The sequence below is a fragment of the Colwellia psychrerythraea genome, assembly GCF_000764225.1.
Classification (GTDB): domain Bacteria; phylum Pseudomonadota; class Gammaproteobacteria; order Enterobacterales; family Alteromonadaceae; genus Colwellia; species Colwellia psychrerythraea_D.
Window position 1 is genome coordinate 302886 of the sequence record NZ_JQED01000015.1, and the last position, 24630, is coordinate 327515.

General features: G+C 37.7%; 21 protein-coding genes and 4 tRNA genes. 7 read left to right on the plus strand and 18 right to left on the minus strand.

The window, feature by feature from the left end; genetic code table 11:
- Nucleotides 1-17: 17 nt before the first annotated feature.
- Nucleotides 18-1052: a peptide ABC transporter ATP-binding protein gene (locus ND2E_RS13225; RefSeq protein ID WP_033093372.1), complete on the plus strand. Its 1035-nt coding sequence runs from the start codon at nucleotides 18-20 to the stop codon at nucleotides 1050-1052.
- Between the two features lies 1 nt (nucleotide 1053).
- On the plus strand, nucleotides 1054-1830 hold the full coding sequence (locus ND2E_RS13220) for a peptide ABC transporter ATP-binding protein (RefSeq protein WP_033093373.1): 777 nt from the start codon (nucleotides 1054-1056) through the stop codon (nucleotides 1828-1830).
- A gap of 356 nt (nucleotides 1831-2186) precedes the next feature.
- On the opposite strand, the gene ND2E_RS13215 is transcribed toward ND2E_RS13220, so the two are convergent.
- The 10 genes from ND2E_RS13215 to ND2E_RS13170 all read right to left on the minus strand — a co-directional run bounded on the left by ND2E_RS13215 (nucleotide 2187) and on the right by ND2E_RS13170 (nucleotide 11777).
- The gene (locus ND2E_RS13215) at nucleotides 2187-4103 is read right to left on the minus strand and encodes a SurA N-terminal domain-containing protein (protein WP_033093374.1); all 1917 of its coding nucleotides are present in this window, start codon (nucleotides 4101-4103) and stop codon (nucleotides 2187-2189) included.
- Nucleotides 4104-4317: 214 nt separating this feature from the next.
- Nucleotides 4318-4590 (minus strand): nucleoid-associated protein HU-beta, encoded by a 273-nt coding sequence (hupB, locus tag ND2E_RS13210; RefSeq protein ID WP_011044534.1) that lies wholly within the window; start codon nucleotides 4588-4590, stop codon nucleotides 4318-4320.
- Between the two features lie 294 nt (nucleotides 4591-4884).
- Nucleotides 4885-7233, minus strand: a complete 2349-nt coding sequence (gene lon / locus ND2E_RS13205; protein WP_033093375.1) for an endopeptidase La — start codon at nucleotides 7231-7233, stop codon at nucleotides 4885-4887.
- A 246-nt stretch (nucleotides 7234-7479) separates the two neighbouring features.
- Nucleotides 7480-8754 carry an ATP-dependent protease ATP-binding subunit ClpX gene (gene clpX / locus ND2E_RS13200; protein WP_033093376.1) on the minus strand — a complete coding sequence of 425 codons (1275 nt, stop codon included), beginning with the start codon at nucleotides 8752-8754 and terminating at the stop codon, nucleotides 7480-7482.
- Between the two features lie 75 nt (nucleotides 8755-8829).
- The gene (gene clpP, locus ND2E_RS13195; RefSeq protein ID WP_317628124.1) at nucleotides 8830-9477 is read right to left on the minus strand and encodes an ATP-dependent Clp endopeptidase proteolytic subunit ClpP; all 648 of its coding nucleotides are present in this window, start codon (nucleotides 9475-9477) and stop codon (nucleotides 8830-8832) included.
- A 126-nt stretch (nucleotides 9478-9603) separates the two neighbouring features.
- Nucleotides 9604-10911 (minus strand): trigger factor, encoded by a 1308-nt coding sequence (gene tig, locus ND2E_RS13190; RefSeq protein ID WP_033093377.1) that lies wholly within the window; start codon nucleotides 10909-10911, stop codon nucleotides 9604-9606.
- 441 nt (nucleotides 10912-11352) lie between these two features.
- A tRNA-Pro gene (locus ND2E_RS13185) sits at nucleotides 11353-11429 on the minus strand.
- A 46-nt stretch (nucleotides 11430-11475) separates the two neighbouring features.
- A tRNA-His gene (locus tag ND2E_RS13180) sits at nucleotides 11476-11551 on the minus strand.
- Between the two features lie 31 nt (nucleotides 11552-11582).
- Nucleotides 11583-11659 (minus strand) — tRNA-Arg (locus tag ND2E_RS13175).
- A gap of 41 nt (nucleotides 11660-11700) precedes the next feature.
- Nucleotides 11701-11777: transfer RNA gene (locus ND2E_RS13170), tRNA-Pro, on the minus strand.
- A 312-nt stretch (nucleotides 11778-12089) separates the two neighbouring features.
- On the opposite strand from ND2E_RS13170, the gene folD reads away from it, so the two are divergent.
- Nucleotides 12090-12944: a bifunctional methylenetetrahydrofolate dehydrogenase/methenyltetrahydrofolate cyclohydrolase FolD gene (folD, locus tag ND2E_RS13165; protein WP_033093525.1), complete on the plus strand. Its 855-nt coding sequence runs from the start codon at nucleotides 12090-12092 to the stop codon at nucleotides 12942-12944.
- 120 nt (nucleotides 12945-13064) lie between these two features.
- Here folD and cysS read toward each other — a convergent pair whose 3' ends face one another.
- A complete protein-coding gene (cysS, locus tag ND2E_RS13160) occupies nucleotides 13065-14474 on the minus strand; it encodes a cysteine--tRNA ligase (RefSeq protein ID WP_033093378.1) in 1410 nt (469 codons plus the stop codon).
- Nucleotides 14475-14956: 482 nt separating this feature from the next.
- On the opposite strand from cysS, the gene ND2E_RS13155 reads away from it, so the two are divergent.
- Together ND2E_RS13155 and lpxH are read left to right on the plus strand one after the other, a co-directional pair.
- Entirely contained in the window at nucleotides 14957-15448 is a 492-nt protein-coding gene (locus ND2E_RS13155; protein WP_033093379.1) for a peptidylprolyl isomerase, read from the plus strand.
- Nucleotides 15449-15463: 15 nt separating this feature from the next.
- Complete coding sequence (lpxH, locus tag ND2E_RS13150) at nucleotides 15464-16210, plus strand: UDP-2,3-diacylglucosamine diphosphatase (RefSeq protein ID WP_033093380.1); 747 nt, start codon at nucleotides 15464-15466, stop codon at nucleotides 16208-16210.
- A gap of 136 nt (nucleotides 16211-16346) precedes the next feature.
- On the opposite strand, the gene miaE is transcribed toward lpxH, so the two are convergent.
- A complete protein-coding gene (miaE, locus tag ND2E_RS13145) occupies nucleotides 16347-17123 on the minus strand; it encodes a tRNA isopentenyl-2-thiomethyl-A-37 hydroxylase MiaE (RefSeq protein WP_033093381.1) in 777 nt (258 codons plus the stop codon).
- Nucleotides 17124-17250: 127 nt separating this feature from the next.
- Between miaE and ND2E_RS13140 the strand changes: the two genes are divergently transcribed.
- Nucleotides 17251-17556 carry a hypothetical protein gene (locus ND2E_RS13140; protein WP_033093382.1) on the plus strand — a complete coding sequence of 102 codons (306 nt, stop codon included), beginning with the start codon at nucleotides 17251-17253 and terminating at the stop codon, nucleotides 17554-17556.
- 216 nt (nucleotides 17557-17772) lie between these two features.
- Entirely contained in the window at nucleotides 17773-18372 is a 600-nt protein-coding gene (locus ND2E_RS13135) for a Yip1 family protein (RefSeq protein ID WP_033093383.1), read from the plus strand.
- Between the two features lie 137 nt (nucleotides 18373-18509).
- Here the strand turns inward: ND2E_RS13135 and purF are convergent, their stop codons facing one another.
- From purF to truA, 6 genes are all read right to left on the minus strand, one after another.
- Nucleotides 18510-20027 (minus strand): amidophosphoribosyltransferase, encoded by a 1518-nt coding sequence (purF, locus tag ND2E_RS13130; RefSeq protein WP_033093384.1) that lies wholly within the window; start codon nucleotides 20025-20027, stop codon nucleotides 18510-18512.
- Nucleotides 20028-20196: 169 nt separating this feature from the next.
- On the minus strand, nucleotides 20197-20679 hold the full coding sequence (locus ND2E_RS13125) for a CvpA family protein (protein ID WP_033093385.1): 483 nt from the start codon (nucleotides 20677-20679) through the stop codon (nucleotides 20197-20199).
- Nucleotides 20680-20769: 90 nt separating this feature from the next.
- Entirely contained in the window at nucleotides 20770-21384 is a 615-nt protein-coding gene (locus tag ND2E_RS13120; RefSeq protein WP_033093386.1) for an SPOR domain-containing protein, read from the minus strand.
- Between the two features lie 27 nt (nucleotides 21385-21411).
- On the minus strand, nucleotides 21412-22725 hold the full coding sequence (gene folC / locus ND2E_RS13115; RefSeq protein ID WP_033093387.1) for a bifunctional tetrahydrofolate synthase/dihydrofolate synthase: 1314 nt from the start codon (nucleotides 22723-22725) through the stop codon (nucleotides 21412-21414).
- 59 nt (nucleotides 22726-22784) lie between these two features.
- On the minus strand, nucleotides 22785-23642 hold the full coding sequence (gene accD / locus ND2E_RS13110; protein ID WP_033093388.1) for an acetyl-CoA carboxylase, carboxyltransferase subunit beta: 858 nt from the start codon (nucleotides 23640-23642) through the stop codon (nucleotides 22785-22787).
- Between the two features lie 162 nt (nucleotides 23643-23804).
- Nucleotides 23805-24584 carry a tRNA pseudouridine(38-40) synthase TruA gene (gene truA / locus ND2E_RS13105; RefSeq protein ID WP_033093389.1) on the minus strand — a complete coding sequence of 260 codons (780 nt, stop codon included), beginning with the start codon at nucleotides 24582-24584 and terminating at the stop codon, nucleotides 23805-23807.
- Nucleotides 24585-24630 lie beyond the last annotated feature (46 nt).

Here is a 24630-nt window from a genome sequence, read left to right on the forward strand (position 1 = left end):
GCGCATAAGTAGAGCTTATGAATTTACTCGACATTCGAAATTTATCCATCGAACTTGATACACCCAGTGGTCGTGTCTTGGCCGTAGATAGGGTCAGCTTATCAATTAAAGAAGGAGAAGTGCGAGGGTTAGTGGGTGAATCTGGCTCTGGAAAGTCACTTCTAGCGCAAGCAATTATAGGCGTTTTAGAAGACAAGTGGCATGTCCATGCTGACCGATTTCATTGGCGAGGAATCGATTTATTACGGCTAAGTATTGATGAGCGTAAAGCCCTTTTATGCCGTGATATTGCGATGATATTCCAAGAGCCTATGAGTTGCCTTGACCCAACCACTTTAATAGGTGAACAACTAAGTGAAGCGATTAATACCTCTCAGCTAACAGGGTATTTTTGGCAACGTAAAAAACAACGCAAAGAAGCGGTCATAAAGTTACTACATAAAGTTGGGATTAAAAAGCATGATCAATGCATTAATAGTTATCCCCATCAACTGACCGAAGCTATTTGTCAGCGCGTTATGATAGCGATAGCCCTGGCAGGTAGACCTATATTACTGATTGCAGATGAGCCTACAGCGGCTATGGAGAGTACAACCCAAGGGCAAATTTTTAGGCTATTAGCTAATTTAAATCAATTAAAGAATATGTCTATTTTATTGATCAGCCATGACTTAGAAAACCTAACTCACTGGACAAATACCATCACCGTTATGTATAGCGGTCAATTTGTTGAAGCGGGTAGTACAGAACAGATATTCAACAAACCTATGCATCCTTATACGCGCGCTTTAGTTGATAGTAGTACCAAGGCCAATTTGCAGTTACCTAGTAAATCAAGACTCATGACTTTACCAGGTAGTATCCCTGTACTTCAACATTTACCAATAGGCTGTCGACTTGGTCCTAGGTGCCCAAGAGCACAACAAAGCTGTGTATCTGCACCCAAGGTGAGTAACTTTCATGGCCATAAAGTTAGCTGTCACTTTCCTTTGCTAAGAGAACCTGGAAAAAAAGAATCAATAAAACACAAAACTGTAAAGGGAAAAAGATAACATGAGTGTTTTATTAGATGTTAAAGACATCACAAAGTCATTCAAACTTAAAGGCCACTGGTATCATAAACGGAAGTTTAACGCTTTATCACCATTATCCTTTACAATTGAAGCCAAAAAAACCTTAGCAATAGTTGGCGAAACAGGCTCAGGTAAATCAACCTTAGCGAAGATATTAGTTGGTGCAGAAACTCCAACTACTGGTGAAATTTACCTCAATGGTCAGTTGTTACAGAACCAGCATTTTAAGCAAAGATGTCAGCATATCAGGATGATATTCCAAGACTCTGGTACCACATTAAACCCTAGCCTAACTATTAAAGAGTTACTTGATGAGCCGCTGATACTTAATACTGTATTAAACGAAAAGCAGCGCAATCAACTTATTCGTACTACTTTGCAAAAAGTAGGTTTGCTTGGCGATCATATGAATTTTTACCCTCATATGTTCTCAGGTGGGCAAAAACAAAGAATATCCCTTGCCAGAGCCATTATTTTACAACCTCAAGTTATCATCCTAGATGAAGCCCTTGCAGCCCTAGATCCTTCCTTACGCTCGCAAATGATTAATTTGCTACTCGATTTGCAGCAACAGATGGGGTTAGCGTATATTTTGATTTCTCACAACTTAGGTATTGTTCGACATTTCAGTGATGATGTAATGATAATGTCACAAGGTGAAGTGGTTGAATCAGGAAAAACCATAGAAGTCATGCGAAACCCTCGTCATAAAATGACACAGAAGTTAATGATGAGCCAGAATTTTCAGCTTAAATAACATACAAAGTCATACACTACACTTCTACAAAAATGCTGATTAACCAGAACTCGGTTTAAGATATATTTAGCCCATTGAAACATCCACATAAACTATTCCGATGAGTTTCTGGCTTGATAGTTTTCCTTAATTCAAGCTAAATTTCGCGTCAATAGCAAGTCTATTGCAAGTAAACTTAACGTAGAAGTTAGGAAAAATAGCTGCTAGATAAACATTTGTTAAGCCGAGTTCAGTTTGATTAACTTAATTTACACCTTTTAGCTTATGCTCTATTGATAAATAAGGCACAAAAAAACCAATAGTAGGTTACTACTATTGGTTTTTTAGTTGCCAAATGCGACTAATGGTATTACTTGTTAGTAAACAGCTACGGGCTCAGCAACTTGCTTACGGGTAATTTTAGCACCTACCTTTAATGAATTAACAAAACTTTGGTAAGCAGACTGCGCTAACTGAGAAGTCTGTTGTTGGGCTAAGTTAGGGTTAGCAGCAGTTTCATTTACACCTACAGCCGTAACTTCAACAAGGGCGAGATCGCCATTACTTAATGCAACAGTTGATGCGGAAATAACGCCACTAACAGGATGGGGTAGAACAAATGCTGCGCGGCTGATACTTTGATCAATTTCAGGGCTATAACGAGCAACATTCACTTTGCTAACAAAACTTGTATTAAGCGCTGTAAGTTGTGCTGAAATATCTGTTCCAGCATTATAGTCTGCTAATAATGAGTCAACTGTCTGTTGAGCTTTCTCAGTAGCCTTTTGATTAACTAAAATGTCTTTAATTTGCACTTCAACTTCAGATAAAGGCTTAACGCTAGCTTCTTGCAAAGTGTTAAGACGTAAAACAATAGCTACATCATCATTCACTTCAATCAAGTCAGAGTTCATATTATCTTGCAAAACTATATCTGAGAAAGCTGCTTCAATTACTTTAGCTTGATCAAAAGGAGCTGAGTTGCCAGCACGTAATAACCAAGGAGAGGTTTGAATAGTAGCATTTACCTCAGCTGCAGCGTCTTCTAAGCTATCAGGAAACTCAAAGCTGATGCGAGCCATTTCTTGCTGCAAAGCAAAGAATTTTTCTTGTGCTTGATCATTACTCAACTTAATACGTAAGTCAGCTTGTATGTCGGCTAAATCTTGTACAACTTCTTCTTTATAATCAGTTAACTTCAGAACATGATAACCAAAGCTAGTTTTAACCAATGGACTAATGTCACCAACTTTAGTCAATGCTAACGCAGCTTCATCAAAACTTTCTTCCATTACGCCCGGCTCTAACCATTCTAAATCACCACCATTCTCGCCACTAAAAGTATCATTTGACACTTCTTTAGCAAGTACTGCAAAATCTTCACCTTGTTCAAGGCGACTCAGTACTGCTTGGGCTTGAGTTTTCGCTGTTTCATCATCAGTATCTCCATCACTAAACTCAATAAGAATATGTGAAATACGACGTTGCGCTGCTTCAATATAACTAGCTGAGTTTTCTTGATAATAGTTAGCGATATCAGCATCAGTAACTTTAATGTCTTTAGCAAGATCAGCAACATTTAAACTAATATAGTCCACTTTTACCTGTTCTTTATTTTGAAAGCGAGCTTGATTTGCTAAGTAGTAACTATTTACTTCTTCTTCAGTCAATTCGATCGTTGCTTTAAATTGCTGTGCAGAAACGGTAGCAAATCGAATATCACGTGTTTGATTTTGTAACGCAAGCTGCAATTTCTCTTGGTAAGGCAAACTAAATTCAGTAGAAATCAATGCTTGGCTTAATTGACGACGTGTCATTTCTACACGAAGGTAATCTCGAAAGTCAGAAGATTGGAAAAAACCCGCTTGATTGATAATGGCTAAATAGCGATTATTATCAAAAGCGCCATCAACTTGAAATTCAGGCATCTTACGGATAGTTTCTTTCAAACGAAGGTCAGATACACGAATAGCAAGAGCTTCGCTATTTTGATCAATCAACTTTTCGTTAATTAAGTTATCTAAAACACCTTGGCGAAAGTTAGCCATGTAATTAGCATCATTTGACAAGGTATCAAACATTTCACCAAACTGCTGCGCCATACGACCACGCTGCGCTTGATAAGCTTTGTTAAATGCCTGTTGGCTAATAGCCTCACCATTTACCGTTGCTACTGACGTATCAACTGAATTGGTATAAGATCCAACACCAGCAACAGCAAAGGTTAGGATAATCAAACCAAGAATAATTTTGGCAGTTAATCCCTGCGATTTTTCACGAATATCTTCTAACATTTATTTCTCTTTTTTTATGCCTAAAATTACTAGACTTAAGTGTCTTTAAACTAACGTTGCTCGCGATTTTAACAGATGATTAGCATTGCTTGAAGCACAACATGAGCTAAAAGCAAATTTATTATAAAGTTTTACTTTTTACTTAAAGTCAAAAGTAAAAAACCACCTAATAAGGTGGTTTCTAATACGCGGTATAACTCAGTCCAAGTGAAGACTAGTTACATGCGTCTTTTAATGCTTTACCAGCTTTGAAAGATGGGATCTTTGCAGCTGCAATTTGGATAGTAGCACCCGTTTGTGGGTTACGACCAGTACGAGCAGCACGGTCACGTACAGAGAAAGTACCAAAACCAACAAGAGCAACTTGCTCGCCATCTTTTAATTCATCAGTTACAGCGCCAATAAATGAATCTAATGCACGACCCGCAGCAGCTTTTGAAATGTCTGCACCAGCAGCAATTTTCTCGATTAGTTGAGATTTATTCACAATGTATACCCCTTCAATTGTTATTATGCAACGCTATCCTTTTTAATAATGTATCCATTCAAAATTAGATTTTGTTTGATTACTTGAAGCGTTGAGTTTAGAAAATATTTTGCTCTCTAGTCCCCACCAATTCATCTATATAACATAGGGAGTAAGGGGTCTAGCGATATAAGCGTAGTTAACTTACCATAGTTTCAGCGTTTGAAAAGCGAAAATTGCTTTTTTTTGCAATATTTCTAGCTTTTTTGGCCTTTTTTGATACAAATCATCAAAATAGGCCAAGCTTTAAGCTAATTATTTTTCTACTTTCCATTGTTCTACAGGCTGTTCAAGCGCTAGAGCCAATACATCATCAATCCATTTTACAGGATGAATTGACAATTCGGCTTTAACATTTTCAGGAATTTCTTGTAAATCACGTTCATTTTCATGCGGTATAATAACTGTTTTTATTCCACCGCGATGTGCAGCAAGTAATTTCTCTTTTAAACCGCCTATAGCTAATACTTCACCTCGAAGAGTTATTTCACCTGTCATAGCAACATCTGCTTTGACCGGATTACCTGTTAGGCTTGACACTAATGCAGTACACATTCCAACCCCTGCACTAGGGCCATCTTTAGGAGTTGCGCCTTCTGGAACATGAACATGGATGTCTCGTTTTTCATAGAAATCTTCGTTAATACGAAGCTTCTCTGTACGACTACGAACGACAGTCATCGCTGCTTGGATTGACTCCTGCATAACATCACCTAGAGAACCGGTATAGGTTAGTTTACCTTTACCTGGCACTGAAGCGGTTTCTATAGTAAGTAATTCTCCGCCAACCTGGGTCCAAGCTAAACCGGTAACTAAACCTACTCGATTCTTATCATCTGCTTTACCGTAATCAAAACGTTGCACACCTAAAAACTCACTAAGGTTTTCTTGGTTAACTGTCACTTTACTTAATTTTTTATCAAGTAAAATAGACTTCACTGCTTTACGACATAACTTAGATATTTCGCGCTCTAAACTACGTACACCAGCTTCACGCGTGTAATAACGAATGATACCTACGATTGCACTGTCATCAATATCTATTTCTTTAGCTTTTAAGCCGTTTCGCTCAATTTGCTTATTAACAAGATGATTACGTGCAATATTAAGTTTTTCATCTTCTGTATAACCTGATAGACGTATAACTTCCATACGATCTAATAACGGCCCAGGAATATCCATACTATTTGACGTAGCGACAAACATGACGTCAGATAAATCGTAATCAACTTCTAAATAATGATCATTGAAAGTCGTATTTTGCTCTGGATCTAAAACTTCAAGTAATGCAGATGCCGGATCTCCGCGCATATCTGAAGCCATTTTGTCAATTTCATCTAGTAAGAAAAGTGGATTCTTAACACCTACTTTCGATATTTTTTGAATTAACTTACCCGGCAAGGATCCTATATAGGTGCGTCTATGCCCGCGAATTTCAGCTTCATCACGGACACCACCTAAGGCCATTCGAACATATTTACGCCCAGTAGATTTAGCTATTGATTGACCCAAAGAGGTTTTACCAACACCTGGAGGTCCTACTAAACACAAAATAGGGCCTTTTAGCTGGCTTACTCGTTGCTGTACGGCCAAGTACTCTAAAATGCGTTCTTTTACTTTATCTAATCCATAATGGTCTTTATCAAGCACTTCTTGAGCAAGCGAAAGGTTACGCTTTAATTTACTACGTTTTTTCCAAGGCACATTTATCATGCAATCTATGTAGCTACGTACTACAGTTGCCTCAGCAGACATAGGTGACATCATTTTGAGCTTTTGGAATTCGGCTAGTGTCTTTTCCTTTGCTTCAGCAGGCATTTGCGCATCTTCAATTCGCTTAGCCATTTGCTCAAGCTCATCAGGAGTTTCTTCACCTTCATTCAATTCTTTTTGAATGGCTTTCATTTGCTCATTCAAATAATAATCGCGTTGACTTTTTTCCATTTGCTTTTTAACACGAGTACGAATTTTCTTTTCAACTTGAAGTAAGTCGATCTCACCTTCCATTAATGCCATTAAATGCTCTAAACGAACATTAACATCTATAATTTCTAATATTTTTTGTTTGTCTGCCAATTTTAATGGCATGTGAGCAGCCATGGTATCTGCAAGTTGCTCTGCATCATCGATACCTGATACCGAAGTGAGTACTTCAGGTGGTATTTTTTTATTGAGTTTGACATACCCTTCAAACTGAGAAATAGCTGAACGAATTAATACTTCAATATCATCGGTAAGTTCTGCATTCACATCCACATATTCAATTTCAGCACTGAAGTACTCTTCCGTTTCAACAAATTTATTTATTGTTGCGCGTTGCGCCCCTTCCACCAGTACTTTTACAGTACCGTCGGGAAGTTTTAGCATTTGCAAAATAGTGGCAACAGTACCTGTACTGTATACATCTTCAGCAGAAGGGTCATCAATAGCAGCATCTTTTTGTGCGACAAGAAATACTTGTTTATCGTTTTCCATGGCTAAATCTAAACAACGGATTGACTTCTCACGACCAACAAAAAGTGGAATAACCATTTGCGGGTAAACAACAACATCTCTTAAGGCTAAAACGGGGATCTCAACGACACCAGATAATTCTTTACTCATTGGCTACTCTTTTTGGGAATTGTTTAAATTGATAGAAAAATAAAGCTATAGAATCTATATGGGGCTAGGCTGTTAACTTTCAACAAGAGATAAAAAATAAAGCACTAAACATACTCATTATTAAGTAATTAAGTGTAACTCATGGATCAAAAAAGCCTCAAACAGTAAGTCATTATTATCGGTAATAATGGCTTACTGTTTGAGGCTAATATACTTAAAGCCAAACTTTACATCAAGGTGTCATAGTTACTCAGAAGCAGCTTGTTCTTGCTTGCTATCATAAATAACAATCGGTTTACTCTCACCTTTGATTGTATTTTCATCTACAACTATTTTGCTAACATTTTCCATCGACGGTAATTCATACATGGTATCAAGCAAAACAGCTTCAACTATAGAACGCAAGCCGCGAGCACCTGTTTTTCGGTCCATTGCTTTACGAGCGATAGCATGTAAAGCATCAGCTCTAAACTCTAACTCTACATTTTCCATATCAAAAAGTGCAGTAAATTGTTTAGTTAATGCATTCTTGGGCTCTTGTAGTATTTGAATAAGAGCAGCTTCATCTAATTCACGTAATGTTGCTAACACAGGTAAACGACCGATGAATTCAGGAATTAAACCGTATTTAACTAAATCTTGTGGTTCAACATCAGCTAAACGATCAGTTAAAGATACTTCTTGATCTTTGCCACGCACTTCAGCACCAAAACCAATACCAGTACCGGTATGATTGCGTTGTTCAACAACTTTGTCTAATCCTGCAAATGCCCCACCACAAATAAAGAGTATTTTAGATGTATCTACCTGCAAAAACTCTTGTTGAGGGTGCTTACGACCACCTTGAGGTGGCACCGACGCGACAGTACCTTCAATAAGCTTTAATAATGCTTGTTGAACACCTTCACCTGATACATCACGGGTTATCGATGGATTGTCTGACTTGCGTGATATTTTATCGATTTCATCAATATAAACGATACCACGTTGTGCTTTTTCTACATCGTAGTCACATTTTTGCAATAATTTTTGAATGATGTTCTCAACATCTTCGCCCACATAGCCAGCTTCAGTTAATGTCGTTGCATCCGCCATAGTAAATGGCACATCTAATAAACGAGCAAGGGTCTGCGCTAATAATGTTTTACCACTACCTGTTGGGCCTATAAGTAAGATATTACTTTTACCAAGCTCAACGCCATTATGATTATCACCATTGCGCAAGCGTTTATAGTGATTATAAACAGCAACAGCTAACACTTTTTTAGCATGCTCTTGACCAATAACATAATCATCAAGACTTTCACGTATCTCGATAGGAGAAGGTAATGCTTCTTTACTTTCTTTTGGCGAAATTTCAGAAATTTCTTCGCGAATAATGTCATTACATAACTCTACACATTCATCACAAACAAAGACTGATGGGCCAGCAATTAATTTACGCACCTCATGTTGGCTTTTGCCACAAAATGAGCAGTAAAGTAATTTACCATTATCGCCACCACTTTTAATATCGGTCATGCCCTACCTCTAAACTTTTAATACCAATAAATCCATTTATTACTCAATCTATACCGCTAAGTATACACCGAAATCCTATTTATCGTTACGTTGTTCTAATATGGAGTCTACTAATCCATATTCAACCGCTGCTTCTGCACTTAAAAAATTATCTCTGTCTGTATCTTGAGATACTTGCTCTAAGGTCTGCCCTGTATGCTCAGCCATTAACTTATTCAGTTTTTCTTTTATGAATAATATCTCTTTCGCATGTATTTCAAAATCTGAAGCTTGGCCTTGAAAACCGCCTAAAGGCTGATGAATCATTACTCGAGCATTTGGCAAACAATAACGTTTACCTTTTTCACCACCTGACAATAAAAAAGCTCCCATGCTTGCTGCTTGGCCAATGCAAACAGTGCTAATGTTAGGCTTAATAAACTTCATTGTGTCATAAATCGCCATACCTGCAGTAACTGAACCACCCGGCGAGTTTATATATAAAAAAATATCCTTATCAGGGCTTTCAGATTCTAAGAATAGTAACTGAGCAATGATAAGATTAGCCATATGATCTTCAACTTGACCACAAAGGAAGATTACACGCTCTTTTAACAGCCTTGAATATATATCATATGAACGCTCACCTTTAGCTGTTTGCTCAACAACCATAGGTACTAACGCACTTTCGATACCGCTCGCACTGCTTTGCGATGAAACTTGAGATGATCTTTGTGATGTAATGTGAGAATTAAACAAGAGTATACCTTCCCTTTATAGATAAAAATGGCCTGTATGTTGCCATACAAGCCATTAAATTTAAGCGATTGCTTAGTTAGTTGTCAATGTAAAACTAATGAAAAGTAAGCTTTACTTAGCTTCTGGGTTCATTATCTCATTGAAACTAGCTTTTTTGTCTGAAACTTTAGCTTTTTCAACTAAAAGCTCAACAGCTTGCTCTTCTAAAGCAACATTTTGCATTTGTTGCATAAGCTCGTTGTTGTTAGCATAATATTCAATTACTTCTTTCGGGTCTTCGTAAGCAGAAGCAGCAGAAGCAATTAATTCGTTAACTTTAGCATCATCAACTTTAAGTTCGTTTACTTTAATCACTTCACCTAAAAGCAAGCCAACTTTAACACGGCGTTCGGCTTGCTCTGTGAACATTTCTGCAGGCAATTCTGGTAAGTTTTTAGGATCCATTTGACCTTGGAAACGTTGCATCGCTTGTTGACGTAAAACATCAACTTCTTGCGAAACAAGTGCCGCAGGTAAATCAATTTCATGTCCAGCTAATAAACCATCAATAACTTGAGTTTTAACTTTAGCTTTAACTGCTTGAGTTAATTCACGTGCCATATTTTTACTTACTTCAACACGTAATGCTTCAACGCCACCTTCTTCAATGCCAAAAAGTTTTGCAAACTCTTCATCAATTTCAGGTAAAATTGGACCTTCAGTTTTATGAACGACAATATCAAACTCTGCATCTTTACCTTTAAGGTTTTCTGCATGGTAATCGTCTGGGAAAGTTACCTTGATAGTTTTCTCTTCACCAACTTTCATGCCAGTAACTTCTTTCTCAAAACCAGGGATCATTCGACCAGCGCCTAGCTCTAATTCAAAACCTTCTGCTTTACCACCTTCAAACTCTTCACCGTCTACACGACCAGTGAAATCAAGTGTTAATTTATCACCTGATTTAGTTTTACGTTTATTTTCTTTCCACGTTTGGTGCTGTTTTTGAAGCGTAACAAACATTTCATCTAAATCAGCATCAGTCACGTCTACTTCTGGACGCTCAATAGCGATTTTTTCTAAATCTTTTAATTCAACAACAGGATAAACTTCAAAAGTTGCTTCAAATTCTAACGCTTTGCCATCTTCATTGCTTTTAGCAACAAATGACGGACGACCAGCTGGGTTGATTTTTTCTGCAACAATTGCATCAACAAAGTTACGCTGCATGATTTCACCAGCAACTTCTTGACGTACTGATTGACCATAGCGTTTTTGAATTACTGACGGTGGCACTTTACCTGGACGGAAACCGTTAATACGCTGTGTTTTACTAATTTGACGAAGACGATTTTTTACTTCTACATCTACTTTTTCGGCCGGAACAGAAATAGTCAGACGACGTTCCAAACCTTGTGTAGTCTCAACTGAAACTTGCATTTAAATACCTCAAAAACTTAGCGTATTACGCTTTTTACGCATCAATTAATAACCAACAAATTTGATAAAATTTATCAAATTGATGACAAAATGATGCCCTGTTACAAAAATTATGACGACGAATTATAGCGAGCCCCCAAAAAAGTTGCAAGGTGTAAGTTTTAACCTTGAGTATTTTATCTGTTATTCTGCGATACAAGTACACATATGCATAAAACACTATGTTATTTGGAGCTACAATTATTCAGAATAATTTATGCCCTTATGCATAAGACGTAACCCCACAGAGACTCTTCAAATTATTGCTGCGTGCAGTATGTTATAAGACAAAAAATGAACATGAGTATTAAAGAGTTAAATGATTTTTCTAAGGAGATGCAAAAAGTGATTATAGTGAGGTAATAAGATACTTTTAAGGAAGTTTAATGCTATGAAGAGAAGTGGTCGGTGATGCAAGATTCGAACTTGCGACCCCTTGGACCCAAACCAAGTGCGCTACCAAGCTGCGCTAATCACCGACATATTCTTTCTATATTCCATTAGTAGGCACTAATGAAGTAAAGATGGGGTGGCTAAAGGGACTTGAACCCTCGACAACCGGAATCACAATCCGGGGCTCTACCAACTGAGCTATAGCCACCATAACACTTTTTATTTTACCACACATAGGATGGCACGCCCTGTAGGATTCGAACCTACGACCCACGCCTTAGAAGGGCGTTGCTCTATCCAGCTGAGCTAAGGGCGCACATTACCTACAAAGCACATCCACTTTATTAAGTATTAAAGTGGTCGGTGATGCAAGATTCGAACTTGCGACCCCTTGGACCCAAACCAAGTGCGCTACCAAGCTGCGCTAATCACCGATTTATGCTGCTTCAACTAACAGTAAACTGCCTCGTTTCAACGGATGCGGATATTACCGAGTTGCTTACCCTCAGTCAAACCTTTTTTATAAATAAATAACTGTTCGGTCATTTTTAGCACAAGTCGTTGCATTCTTCTTCTAGTCACAGCCTTTGCTGTCCTTTATTTATGCGGGCTAGTTTACTTGCTGATTTTATCTCATAGCAAAGCTATTTAATCATTAAATAAAGTAAACCTACAATACAGGTGTCGTTTATGGCAAAATAACGGTGTTTTTTTTATCACTTAAAACCAAGGTCAGCAGTAGAGTTATGAGAGCATCATTGATCGATGGCAAAGCAATTGCCAAAAAGCTTAGAGATTCAGTAAAAGAAGAAGTTAATTTACGTATTAGTAACGGCAAAAGAGTACCAGGCTTGGCTGTAATTTTAGTAGGTTGCGATCCAGCCTCTCAAGTTTATGTTGGAAGTAAACGTAAAGCATGTGAAGAAGTTGGTTTTATTTCTCGCTCTTATGATTTACCGCGCACTACCTCTGAGCAAGAACTACTAACCTTAGTAAGTGAATTAAATAACGATGACTCTATCGACGGTATCTTAGTACAGCTACCTTTGCCTGAAAATTTAAATGCAGATTTAATTATAGAGCACATTAACCCTGTAAAAGATGTGGATGGCTTTCATCCCTCAAATGTTGGAAAACTAGTACTGAGACAACCAGGATTAAGACCTTGCACACCTAAGGGCATTGTGACGCTAATAGAGTCAACAGGTATAGATCCTAAAGGTTTAGACGCTTTAGTTATTGGTGCTTCAAACATTGTTGGTCGACCTATGGGGTTAGAGTTGTTATTAGCCAAGTGCACCGTAACGACAACACACCGTTTTACTAAAGATTTAGAGGGTAAAGTACGAAATGCCGACCTTATTGTGGTAGCCGTTGGTAAGCCTGGTTTCATTCCAGGTGAGTGGATTAAAGAAGGCGCCATAGTTATTGATGTGGGCATTAACCGATTAGATAATGGAAAATTGGTAGGTGATGTTGATTTTGGTGCAGCTAAAGAAAGGGCTTCGTTTATCACACCGGTTCCAGGCGGTGTTGGACCAATGACTGTTGCTAGCCTTATTGAAAACACGCTCATTGCTTGTCAACAATCTGATAAATAATACTGCGATAAATTATTATCTTATTAACGTTAAAGTTAATAAAAAAAGGGTGAACACTAAGAACAAGTGTTCACCCTTTTACATATCTAGACTTGTATTTAACAGTGTTTAAATCACTATTTACGCTTGACGCCACGTAGTCTTACCAGCGCTATCTTCCAAAACAATATTCATAGCATTTAGTTTATCACGTGCATCATCGGCTAGCGCCCAATCTTTATCTACTCGTGCTTGATTACGTTGTACAATAAGTGCTTCAATTATTGCCACTTCATCATTATCATTATCCCCTTGCAAGAAAGCAGCGGGGTCAAGCTGTAACAAACCTACAATCTCACCTAAAGCGACTAATGTTGACGCTAATTCTATCGCTAAATCAGTATTATTTGCGGCTTTAGCTACATTCAACTCTTTCGATATTTCAAATAATACCGCTAATGCCTGTGGTGTATTAAAGTCATCATCCATTGCTTGGCAAAATTGTTTAACAAAACTTGACTCTTTATCTAACACAAAATAACGCTCGACATTCACATCACGTAGAGAAGTATAAATTCGTTCTACAGAAGCTCTCGCTTGCGTTAAGTTATCAGTAGAATAATTTAACTGGCTGCGATAGTGACCTGTTGTTAAAAAGAACCTTACAGTTTCGGCATCATATTGCGCTAAGACATCTCGAATCGTAAAAAAATTGCCCAGTGATTTAGACATTTTTTCTTGGTCTACTTGCACCATACCTGTATGCATCCAGTAATTAACATATGGTGTATCTAGTGCACAACAACTCTGTGCTATTTCATTTTCATGATGGGGAAAAGTTAAATCTGAGCCACCGCCATGAATATCAAAATGATGTCCAAGCTCTTTAGCATTCATCGCTGAACATTCAATATGCCAACCCGGACGGCCTTCCCCCCAAGGAGATGACCAACTTGGCTCTCCTGGCTTAGCTGACTTCCAGAGTACGAAATCAAGGGGGTTACCTTTATTCTGATCTACTTCTACACGCGAACCTGCTTGCAATTGTTCTAAATTCTGTCCACTAAGTTTACCGTAGTTAGCATAACTAGAAACTTTAAAAAGAACATCACCCTGCCCTGAGTTTTCTGCATCATCACCGGCAACATAAGCATGTTTCTTAGCAACCAAGGTTTCAATCATTGCAATGATTTCATCCATGTGTGTAGTAACTCTCGGCTCTAAATCAGGCCTAGCCATATTAAGTGCATCAAAATCTTGATGCATTGCCGCAATTGTACGTTCAGTTAACGCTTCAGGGGTTTCATTATTTTCATTAGCTCTATTGATAATTTTATCTTCAACATCGGTGATGTTACGGACATAGTTAACATCGTAGCCAGAAAACCGTAAATAACGAGCAATATTATCAAAACTAATGTAAGTACGACCATGGCCTATATGGCATAAGTCATAAACGGTGCAACCACAAACATATAAGCCTACTTTACCTGCATTTATTGGTGTAAAGGTTTCTTTTTTACGACTTAACGTGTTGAAAATTTGCAACATGATATTTTATGACTCCTACTGAGTAGCTTTTATTAGATTAGGGGTAGATTGTACCTGAACATATCTAAAGGATCATCAAGACTCATACCAAATACATTAATTAATTGACAACATAGCGAGAATTAAAAGGCATATAGGCAAGGCATTAATTGAAGTGAATAGTTTTCCATTGTCAAAAATCAATAACGCAGTATAAAGCGTTTATAAACCAGCCCTTTGGGGAAAACTGAGCAAAACATACCCGTCGTTACATTTGTTTTTAAGGACACTACATGGATGTAGCTTATTAGATAATGCAGGAGCATATTCTCCTGAATAACCATTAACAAAAAATGTGCCTTGATTATAATTCGCTCTGGTTTCCTGAAACGAGCATCTTCAAGTAGAACGGGTATATTGATGCAATTGGTATAATGCACTTTATAGCAAGTTAGCGTACAATTATGGCAATTAATTTTTTGAGAACTTGAGTAGAGATAAATATGATTACACTAAAAACAAACCTTGGCGATATTAAAATTGAATTAGACTTTGAAAACGCCTCTGTTACTGCACAAAACTTCCAGCAATATGTTGAAGAAGGACACTACAACGGCACCATTTTTCACCGTGTTATTAAAGGCTTTATGGCACAGGGTGGTGGCTTTGCTCCAGGCTTAGAAGAAAAAGAAACTCGTGCTAGCATTAAAAATGAAGCGAACAATGGCCTAAGCAATAAGCGTGGCACTTTAGCAATGGCCCGTACTCAAGAGCCACATTCTGCTTCAGCACAATTCTTCATTAACTTAACGGATAATAATTTCTTAGATTTTACCAGTGAGTCTGTGCAAGGCTGGGGTTATTGTGTTTTTGGTGAAGTTGTTGAAGGCATGGACATAGTAGATAAAATGACTTTGGTTGAAACAGGCAACATGTATGGCCATGGCGACGTTCCAAAAGATGATATCTTAATAGAGTCAGCTATCGTTGAATAACGTTAGAAACCAGTAGTGATTGAAAATAATAAAACAGCAGTAACTTATTTTATTGCTGATTTACACCTTAGCGAAAACAGGCCTGATATCAGTGCCTGTTTTTTGCGATTTTTAGCAAATGATGCTATTGAGGCTGAAAAGCTTTATATCCTTGGTGACTTATTTGAAGCTTGGGTCGGTGATGATGATGACAGTCCTTTCCTTAAGACCATCGCTGACGCACTTACTAAGTTAAGCCAAACCGGAACAAAAATTTATTACATTCACGGTAATAGAGATTTTCTAATAGGTAAGCGTTACGCTAAACAAGCAAGTATGAAACTGCTTCCTGAAGTCGATACTATCGATCTTTATGGCCAACATGTGGTGATTATGCATGGCGATACCTTATGTACTCGCGATGTCGATTATCAAGTATTTAGGAAGAAGTCCCGTTCTTGGTGGTGGCAAGCAACGATTAAGAGTCTGCCATTATTTGTACGTAAAAAAATAGCAGCAAACTATAGAAAAAAAAGTGCCTCTGCTACCTCAGTGAAATCACAAGAAATCATGGATGTTACTGATAGCGAAGTGGTTAAATGTTTGCAAAAGTATCAAAGCCAATTGTTAATTCATGGCCATACGCATAGACCAGCAATACATGAAGTTACTGCAAATGATAAGCCTGCCAAACGTATCGTTTTAGGTGATTGGTATGAGCAAGGTGCATGGCTAAAGGTAACCACTTACTCTATTGAATTACTAAACAGACCGTTGACATGATGAGAACTGTGAGCATTACGGTTATTGATTTCTACAATATAACGGTCGTGGGAAATATAACGGACACAGAATTTGTCCGTTATATTTTTAAAATATTAAAGTTTACACCATAGTAATGAACAATTTTGTTAATTACTTAAACGGGTGTGCCAGAGTGGAATTTAAAGTCTTCATCTGGTGATGAAATTAACTCAGCTTCAACCTTAGCGAAATAAGCTACCCTGTCACTAATATCGTTCCCCGCGACCTGCCTAGCTAGAGTCAAATAATCTTGATAATGACGAGCTTCTGAGCGAAGTAAAGAGATATAAAATTTATTCAAATCATCATCTAAATGTGGCGCTAACTTAGCAAACCTTTCACACGATCTCGCCTCGATAAAGGCACCTATAATTAACTTATCAACCAAAGCATCTGGCTCGAAAGTCTTGACATGTTTTAACATCCCTTTAGCGTAACGACCTGCGGTGATGCCATCAAATGGAATATTTCGCTTTACCATAATCTCTAGCACTTGGTAAAAGTGATGTAACTCTTCTTTGATTAACAAGACCATCTTATCAATAAGATCTTGGCTAAAGGTCGACTTCCCCTGAGAGTCACTATTCTTAGGTAGAATAGCTTTTGATAAGTTGTTTTTATTTGCAAGTGATGCTAAATCACCTCGCTTTCGATATAAAAAGTCTTCATAAGGTTCGAACCATTCAAGCAACACCTTACTACTGTCTTTATCTACGGCATATTTTCGAATGAGGTACATAGCGGTTTGCCCAGCTTTTAGCTCGCACGCTAAATGATCTCTTAAAATAATGGGTAAGTTTTCTTTCTTCTTAGCTTCATTTATCCAAGCATCAGGCGTTTCACACGATAAAAATTTTAATATAGGTATAAGTAATGTTTCTGCTTCGGTCATCTGTTTATCTCTGTGCTGAAAGGCTAGGAAGTCCAATTTGAGTGAATTTCAATTATCGTGCTATTTTAAAAGTCTATTTCTTGAGATACTAGCATAATCTGTTTTTTCCCCTACATAGATCAAATTTATGCCTTCTTTAATTAAAAAAACGCTTACAAGTAAAAATGCAGCCCAGAAACTTGTTAAAAAACACGATAAGCTGACCCATAGTGAAAGTATGAAGGTAATTTCTCATGTACAACGCGAGTGTGATGATTGGATAATTAACACACTTATGCTGGATAATATTGACGTTCCCTTTAAGTACAAACGAAAAAAGCTATACCAGAGTTTACAAGGACAACGAGTGAATCTTACTTATTATCCTGAAACTGAAACTATTGCAGGTTTTACTATTGAGGTGATGTCTGTCGTCAGAATCAAAATTAGCTAGCTTTCATTAAGGCAGGAATTCCCTTATCGCATAAGATTATTAAAACCACTTTCTATAGAGCTTTATTGTTTATTTTTCCACCAACCCTTGACGAATCATCTTATATCTCTCATAAATAAGGGTGTAATAATAAGAGTACTAATGACTTAATCATTTATTGTTGTTGTTTTAGCCTAAAAAGTACTTTCCGAATACTTACGTGCGAGAGGATTGATTATGATACTAAATCACATATGGGGGCTTTACGCTCACCCTAAAGAAGAGTGGCATGTTATTGAAAAGCGCCACGAAAGTTTAAGTTACAGTTTAATGCACATTTTAACCATAGCGCTTATTCCTACGATTTGCTCTTACTATGCCACCGCCTATATTGGCTGGACTATTGGTGTAGGTAATCCAATTAAGATAAGCGTCGAAAGTGCACAGCTCATGGCCGTTAGCATGTATTTCGCTTTAGTTTTTGGTGTGTTCGCCTTAGCTTATTTGATTCAGTGGATGGCGAAGACATTCGACTCTAAACCTGATTTTGTTCAAGCATTAGAGCTGGCCGCATATACTGCAACACCTTTGCTTATGGTTGGCATCACAGCTTTATTTCCTGTTTTATGGTTTGTGGCTTTAGCAGGCATTGCGGCAGTAGCTTACTCCATCTACCTATTATATTCCGGCGTTCCTATCATGATGAATATTCCTGAGGAGAAAGGTTTCATCTACTCAAGTTCAGTGGTTACCTGTGGTTTAGTCTTATTAGTTGCTCTAATGGCATTTACTGCAATTATGTGGACTATGGGATTTGGCCCTGAATTTATTGCCTAATTTTGATTCAATAGGATAATAGGTTTAATAGTATAAACATCGTTAAATAAAAAGCCTTATTTCTAAACAGAAATAAGGCTTTTTTATTTAAATTAAATGCAGAAGAGACTAAGTTACTTCTCTAGTTTGTATGAGTACTACTCTGCGCCTTCATTATGCATATCAATAATAGAATCGGCATTTTTATCTGATTCTTCTTTAGTTGTATTATTACGAAGTGCGTCTAACCTTTCTAAATATGCTTGGTCAATATCATTTGTTACATAGTTTCCATCAAAGACAGAAGTATCAAACATATTGATTTCAGGATTACCAACACTTACTGCAGAGACGAGATCTTCAAGAGACTGAAATATTAGTTTATCTGCGCCAATTAAATTACAAATATCATCTAATTCACGACCATGTGCAATGAGTTCATTAGCACTTGGCATATCTATACCGTATACATTAGGGAACCTTACTTCTGGTGCTGCTGAAGCAAAGTAGACTTTATTTGCACCTGAAGTACGTGCCATATCGATTATTTGTTCAGAGGTAGTTCCTCGAACAACAGAATCATCAACAAGTAAAACATTTTTGCCTTTAAACTCTGCAGAAATGGCATTAAGTTTTTGACGAACAGATTTTTTACGTTGCTCTTGGCCAGGCATGATAAAAGTACGGCCAATGTAGCGGTTTTTAACAAAACCTTGTCGATAAGGTAAGTCAAGCTGCTTAGCTATTTGCAAAGCAATATCACATGAGGTCTCAGGGATAGGAATAACAACATCAATATCAACATCCTGCCATTCTTGAGCTATTTTATCACCTAGTTTAGCTCCCATTTCAACACGAGAAGCATAAACTGACATTTTATCCATGGTTGAATCTGGGCGAGCAAAGTATACAAACTCAAAAATACATGGGCGGTAAACAGGATTTTCAGCACATTGCTGGCTATGAATTTGGCCATCTTCAGAAAAGAAGATTGTTTCGCCTGGAGCTACATCACGTACAAATTCAAAAGAACATGCATCTAGCGCTACTGACTCAGAGGCAACCATATATTCAACACCTAGTTCAGTCTCTCTTTTACCAAAAACTAAAGGGCGAATTCCATTAGGGTCACGAAAAGCAATCATCCCATGACCAACAATGAGAGCGACGGTCGCATACGCGCCACGTACACGCTTATGGACTTTAGCAACGGCAGTAAAAATATCATCAGGTGTTAACGCAATATTTTCACTTTGTTGTAACTCATGGGCAAGAATGTTCAATAAAACTTCAGAATCTGAAGTCGTATTGACGTGACGACGAGCCTCATCAAATAACCATGTTCTTAATTCTTCAGCATTAGTTAAATTACCGTTATGCGCTAATGAAAGACCAAAAGGTGAGTTTGCATAAAAGGGTTGTGCTTCTGAAGAACTAGAAGTGCCCGCTGTTGGGTAACGTATATGGCCAATACCTATATTACCTTGCAAGCGAAGCATATGACGAGTGTGAAAAACATCTTTCACTAATCCATTGCCTTTTCTTAGCCTAAAAGTATTATTATGAATTGTTACAATACCTGCAGCATCTTGCCCACGATGCTGAAGTACAGTTAGTCCATCATATAAATACTGACTAACAGGAGTTTTACCGACAATACCAACAATACCACACATGAAATTCTCTCCACAAAAAAAATATTTGCAATACTTACTTCGCTAACTCATTAGCTTTGGATGGTATTAACCATCTAATAAATATTGAATTATAAGATATCGAAATAACACCTTATAAATTATCGTATACGGATTTATTCCGCTTGAACTTAGTCATTTTAAATAACAACTAAGTTATATAACTTGATGACCCTTTAAGGTATTCAAAAAACCATTCAACTACCAATTTAAACTCAGGAATTAATTGGGAGCTTTTCCACCACTGTGTATTTTCGGCTCCGGTAAAAGCATCGACAAAGAATATCACAGCACTGATAATGAGTACGCCTCTAAGTGCCCCAAAAACTAAGCCTAACACGCGATCTGTGCCAGAAAGGCCTGTTTTACTTACCAATTGCCCAATAAGGTAATTAACCAAAGCACCAAGTACTAAGGTTGAGATGAAAAGAATGGAAACAGCTGCGGCATTGCGCAAAAAGGGGTCTGAGATATTCGTTAACAAATTAGCAAGGTTTGCGTAAAACGTACTGGCTATGAAGAAGGCACTGATCCAAATAACTAAAGATACTGCTTCTTTTACAAAGCCACGTATTAAACTGACTAGTGTTGATACGCCTATAACGGCCATGATGGCGTAATCTATCCAAACCATAACTTGAATGTCTCGTTGAGTTTATCTAAATTAGAGGCGCGCATTCTATCAGAATTAGCGAAATAATGCCTAGCATTTTATAAAAGTTCGCTATTTATTTGGTTCAAAGTACGCGACTTTACCTTGAATTCCAGTTAGGTCCTTCAAAGCTGGGAGCTTTTTAACCATCGCTGTCTTAATTAATTCAGGGCCTATTATTACCTTAGTTAAAGTACCTTGCTTTGTTTTGATTGGCTTAGTAAAGGCGATATAGCCTTTTGACTTTAATTTCTTCAATAATTGGGCTACATTACTTTTATCTTTAAAGCTGCCTAAATGAATCACCCAAGCTTCTTTAGCAACGGCTTTTTCTGGTAATGTCTTCTTTGGTTTGCTCGCTACTTTAACAGGCGGAGCCACTACAGGTTTTGTTTCTTTCTTAACAACTTGCTTAACTTGCTTGGTTGGTTCAATAGCAGTTTTCTCTATAGCAGCATTATCAATTGCTTCTTCATTAGAAATAGGCGTCACTTTTTGTCGCACTAATTTTTCTTCAGGAAAAGGTTTGTTAGTTAATCTCCCAGAAAACACCTCGGCTTTGGGAATGGCTTCAAAATCATCTTGGTGTGATTTTTTTTCTCCGTCGAGTACATCTGGTAAGAAAATAATAACAACAGCTGCAACGATAATAGTTCCGACAAGGCGATTTTGAAACGGTGTAGACAAGAGACACTCCTAATTTATAAGACTCAACTACTCAATAGTTAGTTGAGTTCTAATTTTCGAAACAGTAAAAAATGAGCCAAACACAAGAATTAGGTCAGATGGTTGAGCCTGCTTATTCGCCATTTTAAATGCCTCATCAACATTGTCAAAACAATTAGCCGCATTTGTAAATAACGCAATCTCACTTGCCATGACTTCTTTTGTCGCAGCCCTTGGCACGTCTAATGCACCGGTATACCAGAAGTCGACTTCTTCTTTTAATGAGTCTAAACTCGCACTTATATCTTTATCGCCTAGCATGGCAACTACAGCATAAACGTTTTGGTAGTTAGCTTGCTCTTTTATTTGCTTTAGGTAACTGGCAAGATACCGAGTAGCTTGTGGGTTATGACCGACATCAAGAATAACATCACACAACCCCTTCTGCTTAATTAACTCAGTCCTTCCTGCTACCTTCGTTGTTGAAATAACGTCATTGACAAAATCAGAGGTTAATTTCAAATTAAGTTTTTCTAGCACCATGAGTGCTGTAGCGACATTATCACGTGGAACATATGTAGCATTGAGCTCTGTTAACTGAGTTTTTTTCGATTTCCAGTCCCAATGAGATTGAGCACATTGAATAGTAAAATCCTTTTCTCGTCTAAATACTCTTTCAACTTGGTTTTTCTGTACCTCGTTAGCATGTTTTACTACCGACTTAGGTGCATTAGTATCACCAATAACAATGTCTTGATCTTGTCGCATTATACCTGCTTTTTCAAAACCAATAGTTTCTCTGTCATTGCCCAAAAAGCTTTGATGGTCAAGGTCTATTGTCGTAATCACCGCTATATCAGCATCTATGATGTTGGTTGCATCAAGGCGACCACCAAGACCAACTTCAAGAATAATAAAACTTGGTCTAACATCCATCAAAACGAGCAATGCTGCTAACGTTGTATACTCATAGTAACTAAGAGAAATATTTTCTCGAGCATCTTCTATTCGTTTAAATGCATCAATAAGCGGTTGGTCACCTATATCCTGTTTATTTATTCGAAGACGCTCATTAAAGTGCTCAATATGAGGAGAAGAATAAACAGCAACACCTTGCTGTGAAAAACATTCTTCGCTATTGAGTAAGGCATTTTCAATAAAAGCACAAGTTGTACCTTTACCGTTAGTGCCTGCAACCGTTATGACCTTAGCAAAACTTAAATCAATTGCTAAAGATTCTGCGACTTTGCCAATACGAGATAAACCAAGATCTATTTCAGTACTATGCAAGTTTTCTAAATAATAAAGCCACTGATCGAGATTAGTGAAATCTTGATAGTGGCTTGAATTGTATTTTGACATGTATTCATCAACAAGTGATTAGAATTAAATAGCTAAGAATCGATATTCGCTAAAATTTATTACGAAACAACGCTAACTTGACCCATAAACTTACCTAACATACGCGCTAAAGTTGCTTTCATTTCTCGACGATCGATAATCATATCAATTGCACCTTTTTCTAATAAAAACTCACTGCGTTGGAAGCCTTCAGGTAATTTCTCTCTAACAGTTTGCTCTATTACACGTGGGCCAGCAAAACCAATTAATGCTTTTGGCTCAGCAACATTGATATCACCTAACATAGCCAAACTTGCTGATACTCCGCCCATAGTTGGGTCAGTAAGTACAGAAACATAAGGCAAACCTTTTTCACTCATTTTAGCGAGAGCGGCGCTAGTTTTTGCCATTTGCATTAAAGAGAAAAGCGCTTCTTGCATACGGGCTCCGCCACTAGCAGAGAAACAGATAAATGGTAAATTGTGCTCTAAACAGTACTCAACACCTTTGACAAAACGAGCGCCTACAACAGATGCCATTGACCCACCTAGAAATGAAAATTCAAATGCGGCAACAACAACTGGCATACCGTGCAATTCACCTTTCATTACAACAAGAGCATCTTTTTCACCGGTATTTTTTTGCGCAGTACTAAGGCGATCTTTATACCGTTTAGAATCTTTAAACTTTAAGACATCTTGTGCTTCAAATTCTTCACCTAATTCCATACGATTATTTTGGTCAAGGAAGCTATCAACACGCTTACGTGCACTGATTCGCATATGGTGGTCACATTTAGGACACACTGAAATTTGACGATCTAATTCAGCTTTATAAAGCACGGCGTTACATGAAGTACACTTACTCCATACACCTTCAGGAATGCTACTTTTTTGCGTCGTTTTTGCTTTCGGGAGAATTTTTTCTATCCAGCTCATAATATTATTTTGGCCTGTTGCATCGAAATTTCTGTCGGTTTATTGATGGAGACAGTCCATCAAACTCTATTCTAAACCGCACATTAGACCATAGTATAACCTATTGAATATAGAAAAAACTGGTCTGTTCAGTAATTAGTTGTTATTTAGCTAAATTTCTACCTATAAAAACAGAGGTCCTAGACGACTTTTAGGCAAATCAAAGTTTTCTGGGTAATCAACATCAACAAAGTATAACCCTTCTGGGGGGGCAGTTACACCTGCAACACAGCGGTTTTTAGCTAATAACACTTCTTTCATCCAATGTGTCGTTTCTTGCGATTGCCCCACCCGCATTAAGCTGCCAACAATGTTTCGCACCATATGATGCAAAAAAGCATTTGCTTTAATATCTACAACAATATAATCGCCCTGCCTAGTCACTCGACAATGTTTAATTGTACGAACTGCAGAGTGTGACTGGCAATGCACCGTTCTAAATGAAGTAAAGTCATGTTGACCAATAAGATAATCTGCGCCTTGCTGCATAAGTGTTTCATCTAACGCGTAGTGACAATGGCTGATGCCATGACTTAATATCGCAGAACGAAGCGGCTTATTATAAATGATATAGCGATAGTTCCTAGCAGTGGCACTAAAACGAGCATGAAAGTCTTCATCAACCTCTTTCACCCAAGCAACGGCTATATCAGAAGGTAAGTGAGTATTTACGCCTAAAGTCCAAGCAACATCTTTGCGTTTTTTTGAAGTATCAAAATGAATTACTTGATTAGTTGCATTAACCCCCGTATCAGTTCGACCGGCACAAACGACTTCAATTTTTTCGTCTGCAATTTTAGATAATGCTTTTTCTACTTTTTCTTGAACCGTAATAGCATTATTTTGCCGTTGCCAGCCACAATAATTTTTACCATCATATTCAATGCCTAACGCATAACGCATGCAACCCTACCTTTTAGTGGGAGATTATTTTCGCTGCGCATTATCC